General features: G+C 71.6%; 21 protein-coding genes. 6 read left to right on the top strand and 15 right to left on the bottom strand.

Annotation, left to right across the window (positions count from 1 at the left end):
* Positions 1-13: 13 nt before the first annotated feature.
* From ACZ7L7_RS00930 to ACZ7L7_RS00910, 5 genes are all read right to left on the bottom strand, one after another.
* Positions 14-2,047, bottom strand: a complete 2,034-nt coding sequence (locus tag ACZ7L7_RS00930) for a flotillin family protein (protein ID WP_285514716.1) — start codon at positions 2,045-2,047, stop codon at positions 14-16.
* 72 nt (positions 2,048-2,119) lie between these two features.
* A complete protein-coding gene (locus ACZ7L7_RS00925; protein WP_285514717.1) occupies positions 2,120-2,278 on the bottom strand; it encodes a hypothetical protein in 159 nt (52 codons plus the stop codon).
* 214 nt (positions 2,279-2,492) lie between these two features.
* Positions 2,493-3,254 (bottom strand): hypothetical protein, encoded by a 762-nt coding sequence (locus ACZ7L7_RS00920; protein WP_285514718.1) that lies wholly within the window; start codon positions 3,252-3,254, stop codon positions 2,493-2,495.
* A gap of 97 nt (positions 3,255-3,351) precedes the next feature.
* Positions 3,352-4,014 carry a response regulator gene (locus tag ACZ7L7_RS00915; RefSeq protein WP_285514719.1) on the bottom strand — a complete coding sequence of 221 codons (663 nt, stop codon included), beginning with the start codon at positions 4,012-4,014 and terminating at the stop codon, positions 3,352-3,354.
* 16 nt (positions 4,015-4,030) lie between these two features.
* Positions 4,031-5,134, bottom strand: coding sequence for a sensor histidine kinase (locus tag ACZ7L7_RS00910; RefSeq protein WP_472074300.1), 1,104 nt, complete (start codon positions 5,132-5,134; stop codon positions 4,031-4,033).
* Between the two features lie 167 nt (positions 5,135-5,301).
* On the opposite strand from ACZ7L7_RS00910, the gene ACZ7L7_RS00905 reads away from it, so the two are divergent.
* Both ACZ7L7_RS00905 and ACZ7L7_RS00900 read left to right on the top strand, forming a co-directional pair.
* Positions 5,302-6,303: a carboxymuconolactone decarboxylase family protein gene (locus tag ACZ7L7_RS00905; protein WP_453606800.1), complete on the top strand. Its 1,002-nt coding sequence runs from the start codon at positions 5,302-5,304 to the stop codon at positions 6,301-6,303.
* Positions 6,304-6,464: 161 nt separating this feature from the next.
* A complete protein-coding gene (locus ACZ7L7_RS00900) occupies positions 6,465-7,139 on the top strand; it encodes a hypothetical protein (protein WP_472074299.1) in 675 nt (224 codons plus the stop codon).
* Positions 7,140-7,165: 26 nt separating this feature from the next.
* Here the strand turns inward: ACZ7L7_RS00900 and ACZ7L7_RS00895 are convergent, their stop codons facing one another.
* The 9 genes from ACZ7L7_RS00895 to ACZ7L7_RS00855 all read right to left on the bottom strand — a co-directional run bounded on the left by ACZ7L7_RS00895 (position 7,166) and on the right by ACZ7L7_RS00855 (position 18,229).
* Entirely contained in the window at positions 7,166-8,692 is a 1,527-nt protein-coding gene (locus ACZ7L7_RS00895; RefSeq protein ID WP_453606806.1) for an NCS1 family nucleobase:cation symporter-1, read from the bottom strand.
* Between the two features lie 130 nt (positions 8,693-8,822).
* Positions 8,823-9,842, bottom strand: a complete 1,020-nt coding sequence (locus tag ACZ7L7_RS00890) for a TIGR03842 family LLM class F420-dependent oxidoreductase (protein WP_285514724.1) — start codon at positions 9,840-9,842, stop codon at positions 8,823-8,825.
* Between the two features lie 11 nt (positions 9,843-9,853).
* Positions 9,854-11,248 carry a dihydropyrimidinase gene (gene hydA, locus ACZ7L7_RS00885; protein WP_471430256.1) on the bottom strand — a complete coding sequence of 465 codons (1,395 nt, stop codon included), beginning with the start codon at positions 11,246-11,248 and terminating at the stop codon, positions 9,854-9,856.
* Between the two features lie 30 nt (positions 11,249-11,278).
* Entirely contained in the window at positions 11,279-12,121 is an 843-nt protein-coding gene (locus tag ACZ7L7_RS00880) for a nitrilase-related carbon-nitrogen hydrolase (RefSeq protein ID WP_285514726.1), read from the bottom strand.
* A 156-nt stretch (positions 12,122-12,277) separates the two neighbouring features.
* Entirely contained in the window at positions 12,278-13,819 is a 1,542-nt protein-coding gene (locus ACZ7L7_RS00875) for a PucR family transcriptional regulator (RefSeq protein ID WP_472074298.1), read from the bottom strand.
* A 13-nt stretch (positions 13,820-13,832) separates the two neighbouring features.
* A complete protein-coding gene (locus ACZ7L7_RS00870; protein WP_285514728.1) occupies positions 13,833-15,119 on the bottom strand; it encodes an aspartate aminotransferase family protein in 1,287 nt (428 codons plus the stop codon).
* Positions 15,116-15,958, bottom strand: a complete 843-nt coding sequence (locus tag ACZ7L7_RS00865; RefSeq protein WP_471430250.1) for a nitrilase-related carbon-nitrogen hydrolase — start codon at positions 15,956-15,958, stop codon at positions 15,116-15,118. Before ACZ7L7_RS00865 ends, ACZ7L7_RS00870 begins: the two co-directional genes overlap by 4 nt.
* A gap of 170 nt (positions 15,959-16,128) precedes the next feature.
* Complete coding sequence (locus ACZ7L7_RS00860; protein ID WP_472074297.1) at positions 16,129-17,844, bottom strand: hypothetical protein; 1,716 nt, start codon at positions 17,842-17,844, stop codon at positions 16,129-16,131.
* A 133-nt stretch (positions 17,845-17,977) separates the two neighbouring features.
* Positions 17,978-18,229 carry a helix-turn-helix domain-containing protein gene (locus ACZ7L7_RS00855; protein ID WP_453607828.1) on the bottom strand — a complete coding sequence of 84 codons (252 nt, stop codon included), beginning with the start codon at positions 18,227-18,229 and terminating at the stop codon, positions 17,978-17,980.
* Positions 18,230-18,261: 32 nt separating this feature from the next.
* Between ACZ7L7_RS00855 and map the strand changes: the two genes are divergently transcribed.
* Both map and ACZ7L7_RS00845 read left to right on the top strand, forming a co-directional pair.
* Entirely contained in the window at positions 18,262-19,032 is a 771-nt protein-coding gene (gene map / locus ACZ7L7_RS00850; RefSeq protein WP_453607825.1) for a type I methionyl aminopeptidase, read from the top strand.
* 108 nt (positions 19,033-19,140) lie between these two features.
* Positions 19,141-21,699, top strand: coding sequence for an ATP-dependent Clp protease ATP-binding subunit (locus ACZ7L7_RS00845; RefSeq protein WP_285514733.1), 2,559 nt, complete (start codon positions 19,141-19,143; stop codon positions 21,697-21,699).
* Here the strand turns inward: ACZ7L7_RS00845 and ggt are convergent, their stop codons facing one another.
* A complete protein-coding gene (gene ggt / locus ACZ7L7_RS00840) occupies positions 21,700-23,499 on the bottom strand; it encodes a gamma-glutamyltransferase (protein ID WP_285514734.1) in 1,800 nt (599 codons plus the stop codon).
* 82 nt (positions 23,500-23,581) lie between these two features.
* Between ggt and ACZ7L7_RS00835 the strand changes: the two genes are divergently transcribed.
* Together ACZ7L7_RS00835 and ACZ7L7_RS00830 are read left to right on the top strand one after the other, a co-directional pair.
* Positions 23,582-24,340, top strand: coding sequence for a hypothetical protein (locus tag ACZ7L7_RS00835; RefSeq protein WP_285514735.1), 759 nt, complete (start codon positions 23,582-23,584; stop codon positions 24,338-24,340).
* A gap of 143 nt (positions 24,341-24,483) precedes the next feature.
* Positions 24,484-26,049 (top strand): CocE/NonD family hydrolase, encoded by a 1,566-nt coding sequence (locus tag ACZ7L7_RS00830; RefSeq protein ID WP_453607821.1) that lies wholly within the window; start codon positions 24,484-24,486, stop codon positions 26,047-26,049.
* Positions 26,050-26,174 lie beyond the last annotated feature (125 nt).

Below are 26,174 nucleotides of genomic sequence, written 5' to 3'. Positions count from 1 at the left end.
GCGTCCGGCCTGGTCAGCCCTTCGCGGCGCCGTTCACGGCGGCGAGCGGGGTGTCGGCCAGGCCCAGTTCGCCCGCCCGGTCGAGGAGTTGCTGGAGCTGTCCGGCGTTCGGGCCGCCCGCCTTCATGAGCTTCATCAGCAGCGCGGAGACCGTCAGGTCCCGTACGTCGCCGGTGGAGACGGAGCCGAGGACCCGGGTCAGGTCGTCGGTGAAGCTCGACGTGCCGTCCAGCCAGGGCTTGGCGAGGGCCTGCGCGGTGGCGGAGTGCTCGACGAAGGAGTCGACGCCCTTGCCGAGCGCGATGGAGTTCATCAGCCGGTCGAAGAAGACCGACTCGCCGCCGACGATGTTGATGTCGGCGCTCTCCAGGCCGGTGGCGAGCACCGTGGCCTGTGCCTCGGCGACCTGCCGCTGCACGTCCAGGCCCGCGAGCCGGATGTCCTTCTCGGCCTCCAGGCGCAGCCGGTACTCCTCGTGGGCGCGGGAGGCCTCGTCGAGGGCGGCCATGGCGGCGGCCTTCTCGGTGAGACCGGCGGCCTCCGCCTTCAGCTTCTCGCCGATGGCGTCGGCCTCGGCGAGCGCCTTGGCCTTGGCACCCTCCGCCTCGGCCAGCATGCGCGCCTGGGTGGCCTCGGCCTCCGCGCGGCCCGCCTTCTCGATGACGTCGGCCTCCTTGTCGCGGACCTGTACGGCGGCGAGTCCTTCGGCGGCGGACTCGGCCTGGATGCCCTCGGCGAGCCGCAGCTTGGCCTGCGCGTCGAGGTCGGCGCTCTTCAACCGGGCCTCGGCGAGGGTGAGTTCCTCGGCGGCGCGGTGCACGGCGGCCTGCTCGGCGGCCTCGGCGGCCTTGATGTCCTTGACCAGCTTCTCCTGCGCCTCGGCCTCTGCGGCGATGATGACGGCCTGCCGCTGCCGCTCGGCCTCCTCGACCGCGCGCAGCTTCTTGATGGACTCCTCCTGCTCGGCGACCGTACGGTCCACGGCGACCCGCTCACGGATGACCTCGGCGATGTCGCGCTTCTCCGCCTCGACCTCCTTCTCCGCGGCGATCCGGGTCAGTTCCGTCTCCCGCTCGCGGGCGATGACCTCCAGCATCCGGTCCTTCTCGATGCGCTCGTTCTCGACCGCGATGACCCGCTCGCGGTTCTTCTGCGCGACGGCGACCTCGCGGGCCTGGTTCTCCCGCTGGACGCCGAGCTGTTCCTCGGTGCGCAGGAAGGCGGACTGTGCGCGCAGCCGCTCCTCCTCCACCACGCGTGCGGTCTCGGCCTCCTCGCGGGCCCGTACGGTCTCGATCTCCCTCCTCTGCTTGATCTCGGCGTCGGCCTGGCGGCGCTCCAGCTCCAGCACGGCCTCGCGGGCGTCGACGTTCTGCCGGGTGATCTCCTTCTCCTCGTTGCGCTGGGCCTCGTTGGTGCGCACGTGCTCCACCGCGGTCAGTTCGGTGATCTTGCGGATGCCCTGGGCGTCGAGGACGTTGGCCGGGTCGAGGTGGGTGAGCGGCGTCTGCTCCAGGTAGTCGATCGCCGCGTCCTCCAGGTGGTAGCCGTTGAGGTCGACGCCGATGACCTCGATGATCCGGTACCGCAGTTCCTCGCGCTTGGTGTAGAGGTCGGTGAAGTCCATCTGCTTGCCGACGGTCTTCAGGGCCTCGGAGAACTTCGCGTGGAACAGTTCCTGAAGGGTGTTGCGGTCGCTGGCGCGTGCGGTGCCGACGGACTGGGCGACCTTGATGACGTCCTCGACGGTCTTGTTGACCTTGACGAAGAACGAGATGCGGATGTCGGCGCGGATGTTGTCCTTGCAGATCAGGCCTTCCTTGCCGGCCCGGGTGATCTCGATGGTCTTCACCGAGATGTCCATCACCTCGGCCTTGTGCAGCACGGGCAGCACGACCTGGCCGGTGAAGGTGACGTCGACCTTGCGCATCTTGGAGACGATGAGCGCCTTGCCCTGCTCCACCTTGCGGAACAGCCGGGCGACGACGAGGAGGACGAGCAGCAGGGCGGCGACGAGCACGCCGACGCCCACGATCATGGCAATCATGGCGAAGGTCCTTGTGGCGTAAGGGAATGCAAGTGAAGTAAGGGGTGCGGACGAGGTGCGCGCGGGGGCCTGTCAGAGGGCGTGCGGGTGCGCGCCGGGCAGGGCGGTACTGCGTTCGTCCGGGCAGAGGCGGTGCAGCGGTCGTACGAACGGGCACGACGGGCCGGCGGCGGGGGCCGGCAGGGCACGGGCGGAGGTGTCCGGTGCGGGGGCCGCGGCGGCGGCTGTCATGAGAAGGCGCACGGTCGATCCCCCCTGTTCTCCGTCGCGTCGGTCTGCGCTGCCGGGGGCACTGCCGTACGCGGCTGTCGTGCCGGGCACCTGCCGGTACCCGGCACCTGAACCATCCGACGTGCTCCCCGCGAGCCATGCTGCCTGACTGGCCGTCACTGCCGCATTGCCGGATCCCGGCAATGTTGTCGGGGCTCTGTATGCCGACGGCGCGCTAGGAGTCCTGGCGGAGGATCTCCTCGCGCAGGTCGGCGCCGTCCAGCTCCAGCAGCGGGGGCAGGTCCTCGTTCCAGCTCTCGGCCAGGCCGTCCAGGGACTTGGCGACGGAGTGCTGGACGCGCCGCTTGGTCAGCGGGAGCACCAGGGCGGCCACCGGTCGCAGCAGGCCCCGGCCGCGGGCGGTCACGGTGACCTGGACCCGCCAGTGCCGGTCGTCGCCGGCGGGGCGGGGTGCGGCCCGTACCTCCGCCCGGAAGGGTCTGCCGCGCAGCCGGATCCTGAGGGGCGCGGTCCGGACGGCGGTCCCGCTGTCGGCCGCCGCCCACCAGTCCTCGAACCGCAGCCGCACCGACCCCGCCCAGTTGCTGAACATCTTTGGCGCGTCGACGACTTGGGCCTCGCCGCTCACCTCGGCCAGCAGCGGCCGGTCGACGCCCCGCAGCCCCGCTTCCCACGTCATGAACGCTTCCGGGTGCTTGACCTCGAAGCGGGCCCTCAGGGACCGGCGGCGGTTCCACTCCTTGAGGGCGATCCGGCAGGCGCCGCCCTCGCCGTCGTCGACCGAGTACACGGCACCGGGCCGCAGATGACGCCCCGTCACCAGACGCGTTCCTTCCACGTCCGTCCCGTCGGGCAGCACGACCCGCCCGTCCACGACCCGGCATTCCTCGGCCAGTTCGACGAGCGCGGCGACGAGGGCGCCGAACCAGGAGTGCGGTACGGCACGCAGGAGCACGGTGTGGGTGACGGCGACCATGCCCCCACGATGACCGACGAAACGGCCCTGACCGCATGCCCGGCCACGGCAGTTCCCGCCCGCCCCCGGGTGCCGGGATCCGGCAGGAACCCGGTGGTCAGCCTCCGCGTGCGGTCACCAGACCCGACTCGTAGGCGAACACCACCAACTGGGCGCGGTCCCGGGCGCCGAGCTTGGTCATGGCGCGGCTGATGTGGGTCTTGGCGGTGTAGGGGCTGATCACCATGTGCTCGGCGATCTCCTCGTTGCTCAGGCCGCGGGCGGCCAGCGCGGTCACCTCGCGTTCGCGGTTCGTCAGGCACTCCAGGCCGGGGGCGGTGGCCCGGTCCGGGGGCCGGGCGACGAACTCGCCGATCAGGGTGCGGGTCACCGACGGGGAGAGCAGGGCCTCGCCGCGGGCCACGACCTCGATCGCCTGGAGCAGGTCGGCCGGTTCGGTGTCCTTCAGCAGAAAGCCGCTGGCGCCCGCGCGCAGCGCCTCGAAGACGTACTCGTCGTGGCCGTAGTTGGTGAGGATGACCACGCGGACGTCGGCGAGGTCCGGGTCGGCGGCGATCAGGCGGGTGGCCTCGATGCCCGTCATCACCGGCATCTGGACGTCGATCAGCGCGATGTCGGGCACCTCGGTGCGGACGAGTTCCACTCCGCGCTCCCCGTCGGCCGCCTCGCCGACCACCTCGATGCCGTCCTCGGCGTCCAGCAGCGCCCGGAACCCGGCCCGCATCAGCGCCTGGTCGTCGACCAGCGCGACCCTGATCATCCCGTTCCCCCGTTCCTCACGACCCCACCCCCAACGGCAGCCGCGCCCGTACCGCGAATCCGCCCTCCTCGCGCGGGCCCGCGTGCAGGGTGCCGCCCAGGGCGGTGACGCGTTCCCGCATGCCGGTGAGGCCGATGCCGGGCACGGGCGGGTGCTCCGGGTCGGCGTTCCCGTCGTCCTCCACGCGTATCTCCAGCTCCTCGTCGCCGTGGTCGAGCACGACGGACACCTTGGCCTGGCCCGCGTGCCGGGCGGCGTTGGTGAGGGCTTCCTGGACGATGCGGTACACGGCCCGGTCCACGGTCGAGGGCAGGGGCCGCTCGTGCCCGGTCACGGTCAGCTCCGCCGCGAGACCGGCCGCCCGCGCCCGCTCCACCAGCAGCGCCGGGGTGCCGGTGGGCTCGTCGGTGCGCAGTACCTCCAGGGTGGAGCGCAGTTCGCGCATCGCCTCGCCGCTGGCCTCCTGGATGGCCAGCAGAGCGGCCGGCACCTCCTCCCCGCGCTTGCGGGCGAGGTGGACGGCGACCCCGGCCTGGAGCTTGACGATGGAGATGGAGTGGGTGAGCGAGTCGTGCAACTCCCGGGCGATGCGCAGGCGTTCCTCGCCCGCGCGGCGCAGGGCGGCCTCCTCGCGGGTGCGCTCGGCCTCCAGGGCGCGCTGTTCGGTCTGGCGCAGGTAGGCCTGCCAGTTGCGGTCGGCGAGGCCGGTGATCACCGCGCACAGGAACCAGCCCGCGAGCAGCGCCGCCTTCTCCAGCACCTCCCGGCTGCCGGGCCCGGTGGCCACGTACGCCGCCAGGTACACCCCGCCGCCCGCCGCCGCGACCGCCCGGTGGCCGACCCGGGCCGCGGTGTGCACGGCGCCGATGACGGGCAGGGCGGCCAGGGTGCCGGGCTCGGCGTGCAGGGTGTACGCGGCGCCGGTGAGGGCCGTCACGGCGAGGACGGCCCGGGGCGCGGCCCGGTAGAAGCCGAGGGCCGCGCAGGACAAGGCGATGAGGACGTAGTCGAGCGGGGTGGCGTCCCCGTCGAGGGCGGCGGAGGTCAGCACGAGGGCACCCACCACGACCGCCAGGGCGGCGTCGGCGAGGTGCCTGCGGGTGACCGGGATACCGCTCATGAGCGCACAGTAGACGCTCGTACCGACACCGGCGTCAGCCCTGTGGACAACTCCGGGACTACTCCCCACGCAGTAGTTCCGGCCCCGGTCCGGCCCCGTCGGCGCAGCCCCAACTCCCTCCGGCCGTACGACGACCGGGCCCCCTCCCCCGGCGCACGCTGCTGCCCATGACCTCACTGTTCCGATACACCGAGCCCCTGCCGCCCAAGGCGGCCACCGGACGCGTCGCGGAGGTGTACGAGCAGATCTCCCGCGACTTCGGCATCGCCGAACCGCCCACCTTCGTGGTGCTGTCCCCGGCGCCCGAACTGCTCACCGCCACCTGGGCGTTGATGCGCGAGTCCCTGATCGCCGGCCCCGGCGGCCGGACCGGCAAGGAGATCGCCGCGTTCGGGGTGTCGAAGGCCAACGAGTGCCCGTTCTGCGTCTCCGCCCACACCGTGCTGCTGCACGCCACGGGCGACCACGCCCTCGCCGAGCGCCTCGCGCGGGGCGAGCGCCCGGAGAACGAGGAGCACGCGCGCGTGCTGGAGTGGGGCAAGAGGACCCGCATCCCGAGCCCCCAGTCCAAGCCCTTCCCCTTCCCCGCCGAGCACGCCCCGGGCTATCTCGGCACCGCGCTGGCGTTCCACTTCATCAACCGGATCGTCTCCGCGCTGCTGACCGAGAAGCTGATGCCGGGCAACGTCCAGCGCTTCCGGTGCGTCCGCAGCCTCGCGGGCCGCACCCTGTCCCGTACCGTGCGCCGGCCTGCCCGGCCCGGAGAGGCGCTGCCCCTGCTGGAGGCCACCGACCCCGGCGAGGCCCCCGCGTGGGCGGGCGACAGCGCGGTGGGACCGGCCTACGCGGCGCTGCTGAAGGCCGCCACGGCGGGCGCCGCCCTCCTCGACGCCGACGACCAGGACCTCGTACGGGCGACGATGTGGGAGTGGGACGGGCGGCACCCGGGGCTCGGTCTTCAGGGCATCCCGGACCGCCGGGAGCGGCCCGGGGCGCGGCTGGCGCTGCTGGCCGCGCTGGCGCCGTACCGGATCACCGACGAGGACGTGGCGGCGTGGCGGCGCCCGGAGCACACCGATCACTGTCTGCTGCACCTGGTGGCCTACGGCGCCTTCACCGCCGTCGACCGGATCGAGTCGGCGCTGAGCCGGTCGACCGCGCGGACATGAACGGAGCGACATAAACGGACATTCAACCCGCCTTTGGTTGGCCTCAGTCACCGCCCACACACGGAGCGAGTTGGCACTTCCGCCCCACAAAATGACGTGCAACACTGCGGTCCCGTCCGCAGTGCGGACTCCTCCGCACCGTCCCCCACGAAAAGTGCGCCGTGCGTCATCTTTCCCTGCCGCTCGCCCTGACCGCCCGCCTGTCGCCCGTCGTGGTGCTCGCCGCGGCGGGCTGGGCGCTGACGTCCGGTCCGTTCGCCCCGGCATCGGACGCCGAGCCCCAGGCCCGTGCGCAGAACCAGGAACAGACGGAGAACAAGTCCGCCTCCGCGCCCTCCACCTCGGCCGCGTCCAAGACGTACACGGCCGCGCCCGCCCCCTGTGGCAGCGTCGCGGCCAAGACGGTGACCTCGCTGGTCCCGGGCGCGAAGAAGGAGGGCAAGGAGATCCCGTCCACGGACACCAAGCTGCGCCGCACCTGCTCCTGGAACGCCCTCAAGGGCTACGACTACCGCTGGCTCGACGTCTCCTTCGAGATCAAGGAGACGGAGGAGGCCGCACAGAAGGCGTTCAAGGACCGGGTCGCGGACAAGAGCGGCGGAGGGGATGTTCCGGGGATCGGGGACGCGGGCTACTCGGTGGTGAACCTGACCACCGAGGACAAGCAGGAGACCCGCGAGGGCGTGGTGCTGGTCCGGGTCTCCAACGCGCTGGTCGTCGTCACCTACAACGGCAGCGACTTCGAGACGAGGAAGGCGCCGAGTACGGACGAGATCAACAAGGGTGCCATCAAGGCCGCCAAGGACGCGGTGGCGGCGCTGGGGAACGGCCAGTAGGGCCGACCGTTCCCCCGGTCACCGGGTCAGACGGTGCTCTCGCCGCGGCGGCGCGGCACCATCAGGGCGAGGTACAGCACCATTGAGGTGCCGAGCCCGACCGCCCAGCCGTAGTCGGCCAGCGACGACAGCGCCGGGATGGGCGTGCCGTCGATCAGCGGGTCGAAGTCCGCCCCGCCGATGGCAAGGACGCCGCCGACGAGGAAGGCCACCACGGCCCGCCAGTTCCAGCCGCCCTCGTACCAGTACCGGCCGCCCGTGCGGTACAGGTCGGTCAGGTCCAGGCGGGAGCGGCGCAGGATCCAGTAGTCGGCGATGAGGATGCCGGCGACGGTGCCGAGCAGACCGCCGACCAGGCCGAGCCAGGTGAAGATGTAGCCCTGCGGGTCGGAGTACAGCTTCCACGGGAAGATCAGTACGCCGAGCACACAGGTGGCGAGCGCGCCGGTGCGGAAACTGATCTTCCGGGGCGCGATGTTGGAGAAGTCGAAGGCCGGGGAGACCAGGTTGGCGGCGATGTTCACGGACAGGGTCGCCACCAGCACGGTCACCAGGGCGAAGAGCAGTCCGACCACGTTGTCGGTCTTGGCGGCGAGCTGCACCGGGTCCCAGATCGGCTCGCCGTAGACGGCGGCGGAGCCGGAGGTGACCATCACCGACAGGAACGCGAACAGGGTCATGGTCGTCGGCAGGCCGAGGGCCTGGCCCCAGGTCTGGGCCTTCTGGCTCTTTCCGTACCGGGTGAAGTCGGGGATGTTCAGCGACAGCGTGGACCAGAAGCCGATCATGCCCATGAGGGACGGCCAGAACAGCGCCCAGAAGTCGCTGCCCCAGCCCAGCTTGGAGGGCTGGTCGAGCAGCGGGCCGAAGCCGCCGGCCTTGTCGCTCATCCACCACAGCATCACGAACGCGCCGACCAGCACGAACGGCGCGGCCCAGTTCTCGAACCGGCGCAGCGTCTCCATGCCCCGGTAGATGATCGCGACCTGGATCGCCCAGAAGATCGCGAAGGACAGCCACATCGTCCAGGCGTACCCGCCGATCTTCCCGGCGTCCGCCCAGCCGTCGCCGATCAGCTTCCCGGCGAGGAAGAAGATCGCCTCACCGCCGATCCAGGTCTGGATGCCGAACCAGCCGCACGCCACCAACGCCCGTACGACAGCGGGGAGGTTGGCGCCGCGGATGCCGAAGGAGGCGCGGGCGAAGACGGGGAAGGGGATGCCGTACTTGGGTCCCGCGTGCCCGGTGAGCAGCATCGGCACCAGCACGATGACGTTGGCCAGCGCGATGGTGAACACCGCCTGTTTCCAGTCCATGCCGACGGCGATGAGCCCGGAGGCGAGGGTCCAGGAGGCGGTGTTGTGGGCCATGCCGACCCACAGCGCGGAGAAGTTGTACGTGGTCCAGGTGCGCTTCTCCACCGGGACCGGGAGCAGGTCGTCGTTGGCGTACGGGCCGCTGGGCGTCGGGGACCCCGGGGCGAGCTCCACCCGCCCGTCGGCGAGGGTGACTTGGGAGGACGGCGGTATCGCAGTGGGAGCGGTGTCTGTCATGGGCAGGCCAATCAAGGGACGGTGGGACGGGAGAGGCCGTGCGGGTGTCGCCGTTGGGGGGTGCGCCGCCGGGGGCGTCCTGCGGCCCCCTTCCCGGGACGGCGGGAAGGGGGAGAAACGGGGAGGGAGTTCAGCCGTTGAGCGCGGGGATGACGTGCGCCCCGTACGCGTCGATCACGGCTTCCTGGGCGTCGTGCATGTCGTAGACGGCGAACTGGTCGACGCCGAGTTCGCGCAGGGCGGTCATCTTCTCGATGTGCTTCTCGACCGGGCCGATGACACAGAACCGGTCGACGATCTCGTCGGGCACGAAGGCGGTGTCCGGGTTGTCGGCACGCCCGTGGTGGGAGTAGTCGTAGCCCTCGCGGGCCTTGATGTAGTCGGTCAGCTCCTCCGGTACGGCGCCGGTGTGCTCTCCGTACTTGGCGACCAGGTCGGCCACGTGGTTGCCGACCATGCCGCCGAACCAGCGGCACTGCTGGCGGGCGTGGGCGAGCGCCTCGGGCGAGTCGTCCTCGGTGACGTAGGCCGGGGCGGCGACGCAGATCGTCACCTCGTCGGGGTCGCGTCCGACGGCACGCGCCGCGTCCTTGACCGCCTTGACCATGTACTCGGTGAGGTACAGGTCGGAGAGCTGGAGGATGAACCCGTCGGCCTCCTCGCCGGTCATCTTCAGCGCCTTCGGCCCGTACGCGGCCATCCAGACGGGGAGTTCGGCGCCGGGCTTGATCCACGGGAACTTGATCACGGTGCCGCCGAGGTCGGCCTCCTCGCCCCGGCCGAGGGCGCGGATGACCTTCATGGCCTCGCTGATCCGGGCGAGGGTGTTGGGCTTGCGGCCGGCCACCCGCATCGCGGAGTCGCCGCGGCCGATGCCGCAGACGGTGCGGTTGCCGAACATGTCGTTGAGGGTGGCGAAGGTCGAGGCGGTGACCTCCCAGGTGCGGGTGCCCGGGTTGGTGACCATGGGGCCGACCTTCAACTTCTCCGTATTGGCCAGGATCTGACTGTAGATCACGAACGGTTCCTGCCACAGCACGGCCGAGTCGAAGGTCCAGCCGTGGGTGAAGCCGTTGCGCTCGGCCCGTTTCATCAGGCTGACGACCTTCGAGGCGGGCGGGTCGGTCTGCAGGACGAGTCCGAAGTCCATGTGCGCCACTCCTAGTTGAGGTACTGACAGGTGGAGCGGGGCGTATAGGTTCCGTGCCCGGCGCGGCCGGTGTACTCCCGCTCGTTGATGACGACTTCGCCGCGCGAGAGGACCGTCTCCACCCGGCCAGTGGTGCGCTTGCCCTCGTAGGCCGAGTAGTCGACGTTCATGTGGTGGGTCTCGGCCGACATGACCTGCTCGGCGCCGGGGTCGTAGATGACGATGTCGGCGTCGGAGCCCGGCGCGATGGTGCCCTTCTTCGGGTACATGCCGAACATCCGGGCCGGGGTGGCGCAGGCGATCTCGATCCAGCGGCGGCGCGAGATGTGCCCCTCGACGACGGCCTGGTGCAGCAGGTCCATCCGGTTCTCCACACCGGGCAGCCCGTTGGGGATCTTGGAGAAGTCGCCGCGGCCCAGCTCCTTCTGCCCGGCGAAGCAGAACGGGCAGTGGTCGGTGGAGACCACCTGGAGGTCGTTGGTGCGCAGGCCCTTCCACAGCTGCGCCTGGTGCTCGCGCGGCCGAAGGGGTGTGCTGCACACGTACTTGGCGCCCTCGAAGTCGGGCTCGGCGAGGTTGTCGGTGGACAGGAACAGATACTGCGGGCAGGTCTCACCGAAGACGTTCAGCCCCTCGTCACGGGCCTTGGCGAGTTCCGCGACCGCCTCCATCGCCGAGACGTGCACGACGTACAGCGGCGCCCCGGCGACCTGCGCGAGGCGGATGGCGCGGTGGGTGGCCTCGGCCTCCAGCAGGGCCTTGCGGACCTCGCCGTGGTAGCGGGGGTCGGTCTCGCCGCGCGCCAGCGCCTGTTCCACGAGTACGTCGATGGCGATGCCGTTCTCGGCGTGCATCATGATCAGCCCGCCGTTCTCGGCGGAGCGCTGCATGGCGCGCAGGATCTGTCCGTCATCGGAGTAAAAGACACCCGGGTACGCCATGAATTGCTTGAATGACGTCACCCCTTCCTCCACCAGCAGATCCATCTCCTTGAGCGTGTCCTGGTTCACGTCGGAGACGATCATGTGGAAGCCGTAGTCGATGGCGCAGTTGCCCTCGGCCTTGGCGTGCCAGGCGTCGAGCCCTTCCCGCAGGGAGTGCCCGACACTTTGCACGGCGAAGTCGACGATGGTCGTCGTGCCGCCCCAGGCGGCGGCCCTGGTGCCCGTCTCGAAGGTGTCGGAGGCGAAGGTGCCGCCGAACGGCAGCTCCATGTGGGTGTGGGCGTCGACGCCGCCCGGGATGACGTACTTGCCCGTCGCGTCGATGACACGGTCGGCGCTCCACTCCTGGGCGCCGGGCACGGCGAGGGCGGCGACCCGGCCGTCCTCGATCAGGACGTCGGCGTGGACCTCGTCGGACGCGGTGATGACGAGACCGCCACGGATGACGGTACGAGTGCTCATGGTCCCTCTCCTCCCTAGGTCGGCGACGGGTCAGGGCGCGGTCAGCGGCGTGTACGCCCCCGGGGCCCGGTCGCGGTAGAACTGCCAGCGGTCGCGGACCTCGCGCAGCTTGGCCAGGTCCAGGTCGCGGACGACGAGTTCGGTCTCCTTGTCGCTGGCCACCTCGCCGACGAACTGGGCCTCGGGGTCCACGAAGTAGGTGGTGCCGTAGAAGTCGTTGTCGCCGAGGTCCTCGACGCCGACGCGGTTGATCGCGCCCACGAAGTACTCGTTGGCGACGGCGGCGGCCGGCTGCTCCAGCTGCCACAGGTAGCGGGACAGGCCGCGCGAGGTGGCCGAGGGGTTGAAGACGATCTCGGCGCCGCCCAGGCCGAGTGCCCGCCAGCCCTCGGGGAAGTGCCGGTCGTAGCAGATGTACACGCCGATCTTCCCGACGGCGGTCTCGAAGACCGGCCAGCCGCTGTTCCCGGGGCGGAAGTAGAACTTCTCCCAGAAGCCCTGGACTTGGGGGATGTGGGTCTTGCGGTACTTGCCGAGGTAGGAGCCGTCGGCGTCGATGACGGCGGCGGTGTTGTAGAGGACGCCGGGCTGCTCCTCCTCATACATCGGCAGGACCAGGACGAGGCCCAGTTCCTTCGCGAGGGCCTGGAAGCGGCGTACGGTCGGGCCCTCGGGGATCTGCTCGGCGTACTCGTAGAACGCCTTGTCCTGGACCTGGCAGAAGTAGGGTCCGTAGAACAGCTCCTGGAAGCACAGGACTTGAGCGCCTTGCGCGGCGGCATCCCGCGCGGCCTGCTCATGGACCTGGATCATGGATTCCTTGTCGCCCGTCCACGCGGTCTGGAAGAGGGCGGCGCGGATCACTCGGCTCATCGGGACCTCCGGTCGCTCGGTGTGCAGCGAGCGTAGGAAGTCGCGGGGGCGGGCTTCGATTGGCACGGTGTCACGTCTGCGGCCCTGCGGCGTGCCACCGTGTCACCCTTTCCAGGACGCATGTTTCACCGCCGTTTTCCCAGGTCGTGAGGTGTTTCAGCCTTGTTGCGCGTCGTGTGCGAGCAGGGCGATGTGCACGGAGGCCGCCTGCTCGAAGTCGTCGAGGTCCACTCCGAGCCGGCCCTGTATCGCCTCCAGGCGCCGGTAGAGGGCGGGGCGGGAGACGTGGTGGAGCTGGGCGGTGCGGGACTTGTTGCGGCCGGTGGCGAGGTAGGTGCGCAGGACGGCCAGCAGATCCTCGTCCGGGCCGCACAGCAGCCCGTCCAACTCCCGTTCCGCGAAGGACTGCACATGCGGGTCGTCCCGCAACAGCCGGATCAGGCCGCGCAGATGGACGTCCCGCAGCCGTACGACATCGGGCAGGTCCAGGGCGTCGGCGACCGCCTCGGCCACGTGCCGGGCCTCGCGCAGTCCGGCCGGTACGTCGTCCCAGGCGGGGCGCGGGTCGGCGGCGGCCACGACGGTGCCGGGCGCCTCCGAGCGCAGCCGGGCGGCGAAGTTGGCGGTGAGGACGCCCGCGTCCTGGTCGCGGGCGAGGGAGAGCAGGACGGCGGTGGCACAGTCGGCGAGTTCGGCGACCAGTGAGGGCAGGCCCAGCATCCGCAGCACGCGGTCCAGTTGGGCGGGATCACCGTCGCGGACGACCAGGGGCACGAAGGTGCGCCGGTTGACGGGCAGTCCGGCCGCCCGCGCCCGCGGCAGGAGTTGGCGGGCCGGTACGACGCCGCTGACCAGGTCGGTGAGCAGGCTCTGCGCGGACTGCTCCTCCCAGCTGCCGGTGGCGGTGCCGCCGAGCATGCGGTGCAGCACCAGCGCCTCGGCGGCCCGGTCGGCGAGCAGCCGTCCGGTGGCGGTGTCGCCCCGGTACCCGCACAGCACGATCCGCCCCCAGCGCTCGCCCCGGCCGCCGAGTTCGGCGCGGATCCAGCCGTCGCCCTCGCTGCCGCCGGCCTGCCGGGAGATGCGCTCCCAGTCACGCAGCACGTCGTCCACGGCGGACCGCTCCCCCGCCGTGGCCAGCACCCGGTGGGCGAGGTTGGTGACGACGACCGGGCAGGCGCTGTGCTGGGCGACCTCGTCGAGCAGCCGTTGCAGCGGGGCGCCCGCGGTGATCAGCCCGGTCAGCGCGGTGCGCACCGACTCCGAGAGGCTGACGGCGGCGAACTTGCGCCGCACCAGCCGGGACTGGACCTCCTCGGTCAGCTCCGCGAACGGGAACGGCCGGTGCAGCACGACCAGGGGCAGCCCGCACCGCTCGGCGGCCCGGCGCATGACCTCCGGGGCGGCCGGGAAGGCGCGGCCGAGTCCGAGGACCACGGCCGCGGCCTCCGCGCGGTGCAGGGAGCGGATGTACTCGGCCTGCGCGGCCTCGTCCCCGGCCAGCAGCACCCCGGTGGTGAGCACCATCTCGCCGCCGCTGAGCATCACTCCGACATCCGCGGCCTCGGCGACATGCACCCAGCGCACCGGACGGTCGAGCTGTCCGGCACCGGCCACCACCTCGGGCTCCCCGGCCAGCACCCGTTCCAGGCCGAGGACCTGACGGACCGACAGGGCGGGTTCCAGGGTGCTGGTCATGGTCGTGCCGTCCTTACTGAAGGCTCCTGAGAGCACGTTCCAGGATCGCGGCGCCCTCCTCGGCCTCCGCCACCGTCAGCGACAGCGGCGGGGCGATTCTGAGCGCGCTGGTGTCGTGCCCGCCGCCCTTGCCGATGAGCAGCCCGCCCGCGCGTGCCTCCTCCAGGACGGCGGAGGCCGCCTCGGGCGCCGCCGCGCCGGTGGTGGGGTCGGCCAGCTCGATTCCGATCATCAGTCCGCGCCCGCGCACCTCACGTACGTACGGCACCTGCGCGGCGACCGCGCGCAGCCGCTCGATGAGCAGCCCGCCGACCCGCCGGGCGTTGCCCTGGAGGTCGTGCTCCAGCAGGTAGGTGAGGTTGGCCAGGCCCGCCGCCATGGTGATCTGGGTGCCGCCGAACGTCGAAATGCTGTTGGCGTCCAGGCAGTTCATGATCTCGGCGCGTGCGATCACCCCGCCGATGGACATGCCGTTGCCGATGCCCTTGGCGAAGGTGACGATGTCCGGCGGGCCGTTCTGCCCGTGGGCCTGCCAGCCCCAGAAGTGGTCGCCGGTGCGGCCCCAGCCGGTCTGCACCTCGTCGGCGATCCACAGGATGCCGCGCTCGGCGAGGACCTCGCGGAAGGCCGCGTACAGCCCGTCCGGGCCGGAGGTGAAGCCGCCGACGCCCTGGATGGGCTCGGCGATCAGCGCGGCGGGCGGGCGGGTGTGGCCGAGGAGGTCCTTCAGGTCGTCGACGCAGGCCGCGACGAAGGCGCGGTCGTCGAGGTCGGCGTACGGGCCCCGGGTGCGGACGCCGCCGTGCACGTAGAGCGTCTGCAGCGGGGACAGGGAGGTCGGGGACCAGCCGCGGTTGCCGGTGATGCCGACCGCGCTGAAGGAGCGGCCGTGGTAGCTGTTGCGCATCGCCAGGATCGTGTTGCTGCGGCGGTAGGTGGTGGCGAGCAGCAGGGCGGTGTCGTTGGCCTCGGTGCCGGAGGTGGTGAAGAAGACCCGGGCGTCCGGGATGCCGGACAACTTCGCGATCCGCTCGGCCAGTTCGACCATCGGGCGGTTCAGGTACAGGGTCGAGGAGTGGATGATCCGCCCGGCCTGCTCGCTGACCGCCTTGGTGATCTCGGGCAGGGCGTGGGCGGTCATGGTGGTGAGGATGCCGCCGAAGAAGTCCAGGTACTGGTTGCCGTCGGAGTCCCAGACGTGGCGTCCCTCGCCATGGGTGATCTCCAGCGGGTCCTCGTAGTAGAGGGCGAGCCAGTCGGGCAGGACGCGGCGGTGGCGGCCCAGCAGGTCGTCGGTCACGGCTGCACCAGCCCTTCGTAGGCGTCGGGACGGCGGTCGCGGTAGAAGGCCCACTGCTGCCGCACCTCTTCGATGACGTCGAGGTCGAGGTCGCGGACGAGCAGTTCCTCCTTGCTGTCGCTGGCGACCTCCCCCACGAACTGTCCGCGCGGGTCGACGAAGTAGCTCGTGCCGTAGAAGTCGTTGTCGCCGTACTCCTCGACGCCGACGCGGTTGATCGCGGCGACGTAGTACTCGTTGGCGACCGCGGCGGCGGGCTGCTCAAGGCGCCACAGGTAGGAGGACAGGCCGCGGTGGGTGGCGGAGGGGTTGTAGACGAGCTGGGCGCCGTTCAGGCCGAGTTGCCGCCAGCCCTCGGGGAAGTGCCGGTCGTAGCAGATGTAGACGCCGACCTTGCCGACGGCGGTGTCGAAGACCGGCCAGCCCAGGTTCCCCGGTTTGAAGTAGTACTTCTCCCAGAAGCCCTTCACCTGCGGGATGTGGTGTTTGCGGTACTTGCCGAGGTAGGAGCCGTCGGCGTCGATCACGGCGGCGGTGTTGTAGTAGAAGCCGGACTGCTCGATCTCGAAGACCGGTACGACGATCACCATGCCGGTCTCGCGGGCCAGTTCCCGCATCCGGGTCACCGTCGGGCCGTCCGGCACGGGCTCCGCCCAGCGGTAGTGCTCCGGCTCCTGGACCTGGCAGAAGTAGGGGGCGTTGAAGACTTCCTGGAACCCGATCACCTTGGCGCCCCGGCGGGCCGCCTCACGGGCGTGCTCCTCGTGCTTCGCCACCATGGACTCGGTGTCGCCGGTCCAGGTGGCCTGGACCAGAGCGGCGCGAACGACGTTGGCCATGAGCTGCTCCTTCGACGGGACGTCAGAGCCTCTACGCCCGTAGACGCAGGTCGTAGAGGCACGAACGTAAGCCTCCCGGACGGGCTTGCCAAGACCATCGTCGCCAACCCGCTGAGTCGGGGCGGTTTCACACTCCTGTGGGTGAGTGCCCGCCCCGGCCGGGGCCCCGGTCAAGCGGCGAATCCGGCGACCCTCAGCGCGTGGACGAGGTCCCAGTGGCGCTCCTCCGACACACCCCGGGCGGCCTCCAGCAGCCACGGTACGAGGGTGTGGGGGTCCTCGGCCACGCTTCGGGCCGCCTCCTCCGGGGTGCGGACCCGGACGTAGACGTCCAGTAAAGCGGCGATCTCGCGCCTGCGGCCCTGCTCGGCCAGGTCCAGCAGGGCCCGTCCGATCTCCTCGGCGGGCCGGGCGACCCCCTGCCGCAGGATCTGCTCCGCGTCGGCGTCCCGGCCCGCCGCGGCCAGGGCGTCCGCGGCGGCCACCAGCCGGTCGGCGGGCAGCGAGGCGGCCTCCCACAGCAGGGTGGCCCAGTCGGCGCCGAGCCCGGCCCGCTGGAGCTCCACGGCGAGCAGCGGGAAGCGGGCGGCGGCGGAGTAGGTGATCTCGGCGAGCAGCGCGTGCGCCTCACCGCTGCGGCCCTCGCGGCGCAGCCGCATCAGCCGCCCGACGGCGTCCACGATCTCCCGCCGGTCGGCCCCGTCCAGCTCCTCGGCCCGCGGCGCCGCTTCCTCCACGGCCTCCGCGGCCCCGGCGAACCGGGCACCCCGGGGCGTGGCCCGCCCGGCCGAGGCCGCCTCGGCCACCACGGGCGCCGGGGTGGGCGGGACGACGACGGGCGGCGCCTCCTCCTCGATCCCGGCGAAGCGGGCGCTGCCCCGGCGGCGCTTGCGTGGTTTGGGGGCGGGGGGAGGCGGGGGGTCGGTGCGCGGCGGGGTGGTGGGGGTCGGGTCCGGGGCTGTGGTTTGCGGGGAATTCGAGGTGTGCGTTGCCTGCGGGGCTTGTTGGGTCGGCATGGGCTGCGGGGCTTGCGGGTTCTGTGGGGCTTGCCGAGTCGGCATGGGCTGCGGGGCTTGCTGGTTCTGCGGGGCTTGCCGAGTCGGCATGGGCTGCGGGGCTTGCTGGGTCGGTATGGCGTGCGGGGCTTGCCGGGCCTGCGGGGCGTAGGGCCTGGTGGCCGCCTCTGCGGTCGGGGCGCCGCCGGGCTCGGCCTCGGCATCCGTGGCCCAGGAGTGGCCGGGCCCGGCCGAGACATCCGGCCCGGACGGGCGACCGGCCCCGGACGGAGCCCCCTGCGCCGGGACCCACGCGCCGGTGGCGTACCCGGTCCGGTCCGCGCCCCGCTCCGCCATCGGCACAGCCGCCTGACCGGGCATCGCGCGGCGGTCCAGCTCGGCCATGCGGGCCCGGAGTTCGGCGCAGCGCGCGGTCGCCCGGGCGTGGTCGTCCTGGGCCCAGGCCAGGTCGAGGCGGAGGGCGTCGGCCTCGTCCTGGGTACTGGCGTTGGTCAGGGCACGGTTCAGGTGGGCCTGGCGTTCCACCGCGTACCGCTGCTCGCGGAGCATCACGTCGAGCCGGTCGCCGAGGGCGTCCCGGCCGCCGGGGCGGGCGTCGTAGGCGAACAGCGCGGCGGTGTGCAGGGCGCGGGCCCGTTCCGCCTCGGCCTGGACGGCCGGGGCGCCGTACCGCGCCGCGAGATCCTGGAGCAGCGCCTCCACCACGTCCCACGGCGGCACTTCCCGCCCGTCGAGGCAGGCCCGCATACCGTCCGGGTCGCGCTGCCAGAACACCCCGCACCAGCCGCCGCCCTGATCGAGGCGCGCCATCAGACCGTTCAGGTAGTTCGCGAACTCCCCCACGCGTGCAGGGAGTTGTTCCACAACCATGCCCAACACTCCCGCCAGAACGGAGCACTACCGTCCGCCAGGCAACACCAGTCGTGTTACGGGGAGGCTACGGGGAGTTTTCCATAGGGACGCAGAGTGCACCGGCCCTGCCGGAACGTGACGCAAAGGGCGGCTACACCGCGGCCGGCGCGCACATCCCGGCCAGTTCGTCCATGGACAGACCGAGCACCCGGGCCAGCGCGGCCACGGTGAAGAACGCCGGGGTGGGCGCCCGGCCGGTCTCGATCTTGCGGAGCGTCTCGGCGGAGATCCCGGCCAGCGCCGCGACCTCCGTCATGCTCCGGCCGCCGCGGGCCTCGCGCAGCAGGCGGCCGAGCCGTTCGCCGCGTTCGCGTTCTTCCGGGGTGAGAGGGGTGCGCACCATGACCCCATTCTAATACCGGTATAGTAATTGGCATGGTGGAGCTGAAGACCAACACATCGATCGATGCCATGCACACCGCCGGACAGGTGCTCGCCCGCGCCCTGACGGCCGTACGACAAGCCGCTGACGTGGGCGTTTCCCTGCTGGAGCTGGACGAGGTGGCGCGCGGGGTGCTGCGCGGGGCCGGAGCTGACTCACCGTTCCTCGGCTACCGGCCCTCCTTCGCGCCGACCCCCTTCCCGGCGGTCATCTGCGCCTCCGTGAACGACGCCATCGTGCACGGCATCCCGACCGCCTACCGCCTGCGCGACGGCGACCTCGTCTCCATCGACTGCGGCGCCCGGCTGGACGGCTGGGCCAGCGACTCGGCGATCAGCTTCACGGTGGGCCGGCCGCGCCCGGCGGACGTACGCCTGATCGGGACCGCCGAGCGTGCCCTCGCGGCCGGGATCGAGGCGGCCGTGGTCGGCAACCGCATCGGCGACATCGCGCACGCCATCGGTACGGTCTGCCGCGGCGCCGGCTACGGCATCCCGGACGGCTTCGGCGGCCACGGCATCGGCCGCCACATGCACGAGGACCCCTCGGTGCCCAACGAGGGCCGCCCCCACCGGGGCATGCGCCTGCGCCACGGCATGGTCCTGGCCATCGAGCCCATGCTCATCGCGGGCGGCACGGACGGCTACCACGCGGCCCCGGACGGCTGGACCCTCAAGACCAACGACGGCAGCAGGGCGGCCCACGCGGAACACACGGTGGCGATCACGGAGGACGGACCGAGGGTCCTGACGGACCGGGGTTAGCCGCAGGCGCCTGAACATGCCACGCGGTACAGAACATGCCATCGTTGCATGAACGCACCATGTCCGGGTTACCCGACTCCGGTACGTCGTCAACGAAGGTACGAACCGATGAGCAACGGCTTCAAGCCCCCGGAGGGCTTCGGCTCGGAGGGCTACGGCGACCCCTTCGGAGAGTTCCTCGCGCGCTTCTTCGGCGGCCCCCGCCCCGGGCCCCGCCAGATCAACATCGGCCAACTGCTCAGCCAACCGGCCAGGGACCTGGTCCGCGGCGCCGCCCAGTACGCCGCCGAGCACGGCAGCCGTGACCTGGACACCCAGCACCTGCTGCGCGCCGCACTGTCCGCGGAGCCGACCAGGAGCCTGCTGAGCCGGGCCGGGGCCGACCCCGACTCGCTGGCCTCGGAGATCGACGAGCGCTCGGGCCCCGTCCAGCACCCGCCGGGCGAGGCACCGCCGCCGACCTCGCTCTCGCTCACCCCGGCCGCCAAGCGCGCCCTGCTGGACGCGCACGACCTGGCACGGTCCCGCGGGGCGGGCTACATCGGACCGGAGCACGTGCTCAGCGCCCTCGCCGCGAACCCGGACTCGGCCGCCGGGCACATCCTGAACTCGGCGCGCTTCGCGCCGCCCACGCCGCCCGAGACGCCGGACACGACGCAACGGACGGAGCACCAGCACACGGGCGAGACGCCCACGCTGGACAAGTACGCCCGCGATCTGACCGACCTGGCCCGTCAGGGCCGGATCGACCCGGTGATCGGCCGGGACGAGGAGATCGAGCAGACCATCGAGGTGCTCTCCCGGCGCGGCAAGAACAACCCCGTGCTGATCGGCGACGCGGGCGTCGGCAAGACCGCCGTGGTGGAGGGCCTGGCCCAGCGGATCACCGACGGGGACGTCCCGGACGTACTGCTCGGGCGGCGGGTGGTCGCCCTGGATCTGACGGGGGTGGTGGCGGGCACCCGCTACCGGGGCGACTTCGAGGAGCGCATGAACTCCATCGTGGGCGAGATCCGCGCCCACTCCGACCGGCTGATCGTCTTCATCGACGAACTGCACACCGTGGTGGGCGCCGGGGGCGGCGGCGAGGGGGGCTCGCTGGACGCGGGCAACATCCTCAAGCCCGCGCTGGCCCGCGGGGAGCTGCACATCGTGGGCGCCACCACGCTGGAGGAGTACCGGCGGATCGAGAAGGACGCGGCCCTCTCCCGCCGCTTCCAGCCGATCCTGGTGCCCGAGCCGACCCCCGCGGACGCCATCGAGATCCTGCGCGGCCTCCGGGACCGCTACGAGGCCCACCACCAGGTCCGCTACAGCGACGAGGCGCTGGTGGCCGCCGTGGAGCTGTCCGACCGCTATCTCACCGACCGCAGGCTGCCGGACAAGGCGATCGACCTGATCGACCAGGCGGGCGCCCGGGTCCGGCTGCGCTCGCGCACCAAGGGCACCGACGTACGGGCCATGGAGCGCGAGGTGGAGCGGCTGTCCCGGGACAAGGACCAGGCCGTCGCGGACGAGAGCTACGAGCAGGCCACGCAACTGCGCGACCGGATCGTGGAGTTGAAACAGCGCATCGCGGACGCAGAGGGCGGTGACGCGGCCGACGAGGGCAACCTGGCGGTGACCGCCGAGGCGATCGCGGAGGTGGTGTCCCGGCTGACCGGCATCCCGGTGGCCAGTCTGACCGAGGAGGAGAAGGACCGGCTGCTGCACCTGGAGGAGCATCTGCACGAGCGGGTGGTCGGCCAGGACGAGGCGGTCCGGGTGGTCTCCGAGGCGGTGCTGCGTTCGCGGGCCGGGCTCGCCAGCCCGGACCGGCCGATCGGCAGCTTCCTCTTCCTCGGCCCGACCGGCGTCGGCAAGACCGAGCTGGCCCGCGCGCTGGCGGAGGCGCTGTTCGGCAGCGAGGAACGCATGGTCCGGCTGGACATGAGCGAGTACCAGGAGCGGCACACGGTCAGCAGGCTGGTGGGCGCCCCGCCCGGCTATGTCGGCCACGAGGAGGCGGGCCAGCTCACCGAGGTGGTGCGCAGGCACCCGTACTCGCTGCTGCTGCTCGACGAGGTGGAGAAGGCGCACCCGGACGTCTTCAACGTGCTGCTCCAGGTGCTGGACGACGGGCGGCTCACCGACTCCCAGGGCCGCACGGTGGACTTCACCAACGCGGTGATCGTGATGACCAGCAACCTCGGTTCCGACGCGATCACCCGGGGCGCCGGCGGGATCGGGTTCGGCGCGGGCGACGCGGAAGCCGACGAGGAGGCGCGCCGGGAGCGGATCCTGCGGCCGCTGCGGGAGCACTTCCGGCCGGAGTTCCTGAACCGGATCGACGAGATCGTGGTGTTCAAGCAGCTCGACGCCGAGCAGTTGCGGCGGATCACCAACCTGCTGCTGGACCACACGCGACGGATGGCGCAGGCGCAGGAGGTGTCGGTGGAGTTCACCGACCGGGCGGTGGACTGGCTGTCGGAGCGCGGCTACCAGCCCGAGTACGGCGCCCGGCCGCTGCGCCGCACCATCCAGCGCGAGGTCGACAACCGCCTCTCACGGCTGCTGCTGGACGGCGAGGTCACCAAGGGCGGCCGGGTGACGGTGGACGTGGAGGACGGACGGCTGGCGTTCCGCACGGAGGGTTCCGCACAGGCGCCGCCCGCCTCCGAGTCCTGACTACCGCGCCGGGCGCACCACCATCGCCGAGCCGCCGCCGCGGCGTTCCTTCTCGGCGGCGGCGAGCCACTTGCCGCCCGGCAGGCGCTGGACGCCGGTGGCCGCGCCGATCTCGGGGTTGAGCCGGAAGCCGTGGCCGATGGCCTCCAGTTCCGTCCTCAGCGCGCTGTTCCACAGGCCCGGTTCGAGCTCGGTGGTGGTCTGGTTGCGCTGGCTGGCACGGGGCGCGGCGATGGCGTCGACCAGCGGCAGGCCCCGGTCCAGATGGCCGGTGAGGGTCTGCAGCACGGTGGTGATGATGGTCGCGCCGCCCGGTGAACCGAGCGCCACCACCGGCTTGTCGTGCCGGTCCAGGACGATGGTCGGCGACATCGACGAACGCGGCCGCTTGCCCGGCCCCGGCAGGTTGGGGTCGTGGACGTCCGGGCTCGCCGGGGCGAAGGAGAAGTCGGTCAGTTCGTTGTTGAGGAGGAAGCCGCGGCCCGGCACGGTGATGCCGCTGCCGCCGGTCTGCTCGATGGTGAGGGTGTAGGAGACGACGTTGCCCCACTTGTCGGCGACGGTGAGGTGGGTGGTGCTGTCGCCCTCGTAGGTGGTGGGGGCCGCGACTCCGCGGGCGTCGCAGTCGGCCGGGTCGCGCGGGTCGCCGGGCGCGACCGGGCTGGTGAGGACCGCGTCGTCCTTGATCAGGCACTCCCGCGAGTCGGCGTACCGCTGGGAGAGCAGTTCCTTCGTCGGTACGTCCTCGAAGGCCGGGTCGCCGACCCAGCGGCCCCGGTCCGCGAAGGCGATCCGGCTGGCCTCGATGTAGCGGTGGAGGTAGCGGACCTCGCTCGCCTTGGAGAGGTCGGTGTTCTCCAGGATGTTCAGCGCCTCGCCGACGGTGGTGCCGCCGGAGGAGGAGGGCGCCATGGAGTACACGCCGTAGCCGCGGTACGAGGCCTTGGTCGGCGCCTGGAGCTTGGCGCGGTACGTCGCCAGGTCCCGGGCGGTGAGGTCGCCGGGGCGGGCGTTCCAGCCGGAGGCGGGGTCCACGGGCGGGTGGTTGACGGTGTCGACGATGTCCTTGGCGAGCTTGCCGCGGTAGAGGGTGTCGACGCCCTTGCGCGCGATCTCGGCGTAGGTGCGGGCGAGGTCGGGGTTCTTGAAGGTGGAGCCGACGACGGGAAGCCGCCCGCCCGGCAGGAACAGCTCGGCGGTGTCGGGGAAGTAGCGGAAGCGGGTCTCGTTGGCGGCGGTCTGGGAGCGGAAGGTCTCGTCGACCGTGAAGCCCTCGCGGGCGAGCCGCTCGGCGGGCTTGAGCACCGACTTCAGGCTGCGGCTGCCCCACCGGTCCAGCGCCCGCTCCCAGGTGGCGGGCGTGCCGGGCGTACCGACGCTCAGTCCGCTGCTGACGGCATCGGCGAAGGGGATCGGCGCGCCGTTCTCCAGGAACAGCCCCGAGTCCGCGCTGAGCGGGGCGGTCTCGCGGCCGTCGATGGTGCGTACCGTGCGGGAGCCGGCGTCGTAGTAGACGAAGTACCCGCCGCCCCCGATGCCCGCGGAGTAGGGCTCGGTGACGCCGAGCGCGGCGGCGGTGGCGACGGCCGCGTCGACGGCGTTGCCGCCCTTCCTGAGCACCTCGATACCGGCGGCGGAGGCGTCCGCGTCGACACTGGCGACGGCACCGCCGTACCCGACGGCGACGGGGACCTTGCCGGTGGCCTTCTCGGCGGCGGTGGGCGGCGCCGCGGCCCCCACCGACACCACGGCGGCCGAGACCGCCAGGACCGACAGCTTGCGTGCGACTAACCGACGCATCCGCACCTCCAGTCAGGGACCGTTCGCGCAGCCTAGTGGATCGACATGACCTCGTCAGGAGCACCCGCTAGCATGCGCGCCCATGAATGACGACGTACGCAATATCGTCCTCGGCCTGGTCGCCGCGGGCATCAGCGCCACGCTGGGCTGGCTGGCCCGGACCTATCTGTGGAAGCGAAAGCTCCGCCGCAAGCAGAAGTTCTTCGGGCTGCCGGAGAACTCGGAGTCCCTGCTCGTCGTCAACCGCGACCCGTCCACCTCCGAACCGGCCGTGCACCGCTTCGACGTGTTCACGCTGCTGGAGCTGGCGGCGCTGATCAAGGACTGCGGGGCGCACACCCAGGTGGTCACCCAGGACACGGTCCACCAGGGGTTCGGCGAGCGCACCGAGTTCTGCGTGGGCGGGCCGGCCTCGAACCGGCGCATGCTGGCCCATATGTCGGCGATGCTGCCCGGGATACGTGTCAACGTCGATCCCGAACCCGGCCCGGACCGGGGCGCGTTCCAGATAGGCGGCGAGCGCTACCGGCTGGAGGCGGGCGTCGCCGAGTACGTGCTGCTGGCCCGGCTCACGGCGGGCGATCCGAAGGTGAGCCGTCCGGTCTTCCTCTTCTGCGGCCAGCGCGCGATCACCAACCAGGCCGCGACCCGCTATCTGGCCCGCAACCACGAGCGGTTGGCGCGCAAGTACGGCAGCAACTCCTTCGTCCTGCTGCTGAAGGTCATCAACTCCCAGGCGTACGGGCCGGATGTGGTCGAACTCGTCGGCGATGTCACGAAGGCCGCGCAGGCGCCCCTGCCGGCCCCGGAGAAGACAGCGACCTCCCACCGCGCCTCCTGAGGTCGGCCTCCCACCGCGCCTACTGAGGTCGCATACCCTTCAACAATCGTTACTGGCACGTAACTTACCCACGGGTTACTTGCGGTAAGGGATCTTGGTTAACGTCGGGTCACTTTGCACCGAAACGAGTTGAGGAGTGACCCGTGGGACACCGCAGAGCTCTGCGTACCACCGCCGTCGGCATCGCCTCCGCCACCCTGATCGCCGGCGTCGGCCCCGTCTCGTCGGCCTCGGCCTCGGCCTCGACGGGCGGCGTCCGCTTCGTCGACATCACCGGCGACGGCGGCACGACGCTCAAGGCGAACGTCTTCACCCCCGCGGGCGCGGACGACGGCCGCCACTACCCGCTGCTCGTGCTCCCCACGGCCTGGGCGACCCCGCAGGTCCAGTACTTCGCCCAGGCCCAGCGACTGGCGAACGCGGGGTACATCGTGGTCAGTTACAACGTGCGCGGGTTCTGGCAGTCCGACGGCGAGATAGAAGTGGCCGGTCCGCCGGACGTCGCCGACGCCTCCCGGGTGATCGACTGGGCGCTCGCCCACACCCCGGCCGACGCGGAGCGGATCGGCATGGGCGGGATGTCGTACGCGGCGGGCATCAGTCTGCTCGCGGCCGCGCAGGACAAGCGGATCAGAGCGGTCGCCGCGCTCAGCGGCTGGGCGGACCTCATCGACTCCATCTACTCCGAGCACACCCAGCACACCCAGGCCGCCGCGCTGCTCAACGCCACCAGCTCGGTCACGGGGCGGCAGAGCGCCGAAGTGAGGGAGATCTTCGACGCCTTCCGCACCGGCGACCTGAGCCGGGAGGAGGAGATGGTCGCCTGGGGAAAGAAACGATCCGTCACGACCTATCTGGACCGTCTCAACGCCAACTCCCCCGCCGTGTTCCTCGCCAACGGCTGGGGCGACTCGGTCTTCCCGCCCAACCAGTACGCGGACTTCTACGAGAAGCTGACCGGGCCCAAGCGGCTGCAGTTCCGCCCCGGCGACCACGCCACCCCCGAGGTCACCGGGCTGCTCGGCCTGCCCAATGACGTCTGGAACGACGCCGTGCGCTGGTTCGACTTCCATCTCAAGGGCGAGGCGAACGGCGTCGACCGCGAGCAGCCGGTCCGGCTGCTGTCACGGTCCGGCGGCGCCTACGAGACCTACCCGGACTGGAAGTCGGTCGGCGCGACCGGCCGGAAGATCGCCCTCGGCGGTTCGCCGACGATCCGCGCGAACGTCAACTCCGGCGCGGACGGCGGACTGGTGATCCTCTCCGGACTCCTGGACCAGTTCGCCAAGGTGCCGCCGCTGGCGTCCATTCCGCTGCTGCCGCGGCGCTGGGCGGCTGTCTGGCAGTCGGAGAAGTACCCCTCAGCCCAGCGGGTGCGCGGCACCGCCCGGCTGCACACCACGGTCACCCCCACCGAGGAGAGCGGCACCTTCATCGCCTACCTCTACGACGTGGGCCCGCTCGGCATCGGCAGGCTGATCAGCAACGCGCCGTACACCTTCCACGACCGCACGCCCGGACGGCCGTTCGGCGTCGACCTGGAGCTGTTCTCCACGGCGTACGACGTCCCGGCCGGGCATCGGCTCGCCCTGGTCGTCGACACGGTCGACCCGCTCTACGCCGAGCACAACCCGACCGGCGCGCAGCTGACCTTCTCCTCGCCGGCGACCGACCCGTCGTTCGTGTCGGTCCCGTTGCGCGAGCAGTGATCTCCGGCTGCCGCCGGACGGGTATGGCTCTGTGTGGCCCCAGGGGACGAACCGCCCATCGTAGTGCAGGATCGTCGCGCCGCACCCTCCGGGCGGGGGGCGGGGCTTGAGCAGCCGTCGTCCCG

The sequence above is a fragment of the Streptomyces sp. NPDC110618 genome (genome assembly GCF_055657065.1).
The sequence above is the reverse complement of the archived record's forward strand: the minus strand, read 5'-3'. Positions and strand labels throughout refer to the sequence as shown.

Excerpts from the sequence above, each read along its gene's own strand:
- ACZ7L7_RS00930 (WP_285514716.1), bottom strand. The coding sequence starts at position 2,047 with ATGATTGCCATGATCGTGGGCGTCGGCGTGCTCGTCGCCGCCCTGCTG.
- ACZ7L7_RS00925 (WP_285514717.1), bottom strand. The coding sequence starts at position 2,278 with ATGACAGCCGCCGCCGCGGCCCCCGCACCGGACACCTCCGCCCGTGCC.
- ACZ7L7_RS00920 (WP_285514718.1), bottom strand. The coding sequence starts at position 3,254 with ATGGTCGCCGTCACCCACACCGTGCTCCTGCGTGCCGTACCGCACTCC.
- ACZ7L7_RS00915 (WP_285514719.1), bottom strand. The coding sequence starts at position 4,014 with ATGATCAGGGTCGCGCTGGTCGACGACCAGGCGCTGATGCGGGCCGGG.
- ACZ7L7_RS00910 (WP_472074300.1), bottom strand. The coding sequence starts at position 5,134 with ATGAGCGGTATCCCGGTCACCCGCAGGCACCTCGCCGACGCCGCCCTG.
- ACZ7L7_RS00905 (WP_453606800.1), top strand. The coding sequence starts at position 5,302 with ATGACCTCACTGTTCCGATACACCGAGCCCCTGCCGCCCAAGGCGGCC.
- ACZ7L7_RS00895 (WP_453606806.1), bottom strand. The coding sequence starts at position 8,692 with ATGACAGACACCGCTCCCACTGCGATACCGCCGTCCTCCCAAGTCACC.
- ACZ7L7_RS00890 (WP_285514724.1), bottom strand. The coding sequence starts at position 9,842 with ATGGACTTCGGACTCGTCCTGCAGACCGACCCGCCCGCCTCGAAGGTC.
- hydA (WP_471430256.1), bottom strand. The coding sequence starts at position 11,248 with ATGAGCACTCGTACCGTCATCCGTGGCGGTCTCGTCATCACCGCGTCC.
- ACZ7L7_RS00880 (WP_285514726.1), bottom strand. The coding sequence starts at position 12,121 with ATGAGCCGAGTGATCCGCGCCGCCCTCTTCCAGACCGCGTGGACGGGC.
- ACZ7L7_RS00875 (WP_472074298.1), bottom strand. The coding sequence starts at position 13,819 with ATGACCAGCACCCTGGAACCCGCCCTGTCGGTCCGTCAGGTCCTCGGC.
- ACZ7L7_RS00865 (WP_471430250.1), bottom strand. The coding sequence starts at position 15,958 with ATGGCCAACGTCGTTCGCGCCGCTCTGGTCCAGGCCACCTGGACCGGC.
- ACZ7L7_RS00860 (WP_472074297.1), bottom strand. The coding sequence starts at position 17,844 with ATGGTTGTGGAACAACTCCCTGCACGCGTGGGGGAGTTCGCGAACTAC.
- ACZ7L7_RS00855 (WP_453607828.1), bottom strand. The coding sequence starts at position 18,229 with ATGGTGCGCACCCCTCTCACCCCGGAAGAACGCGAACGCGGCGAACGG.
- map (WP_453607825.1), top strand. The coding sequence starts at position 18,262 with ATGGTGGAGCTGAAGACCAACACATCGATCGATGCCATGCACACCGCC.
- ACZ7L7_RS00845 (WP_285514733.1), top strand. The coding sequence starts at position 19,141 with ATGAGCAACGGCTTCAAGCCCCCGGAGGGCTTCGGCTCGGAGGGCTAC.
- ggt (WP_285514734.1), bottom strand. The coding sequence starts at position 23,499 with ATGCGTCGGTTAGTCGCACGCAAGCTGTCGGTCCTGGCGGTCTCGGCC.
- ACZ7L7_RS00835 (WP_285514735.1), top strand. The coding sequence starts at position 23,582 with ATGAATGACGACGTACGCAATATCGTCCTCGGCCTGGTCGCCGCGGGC.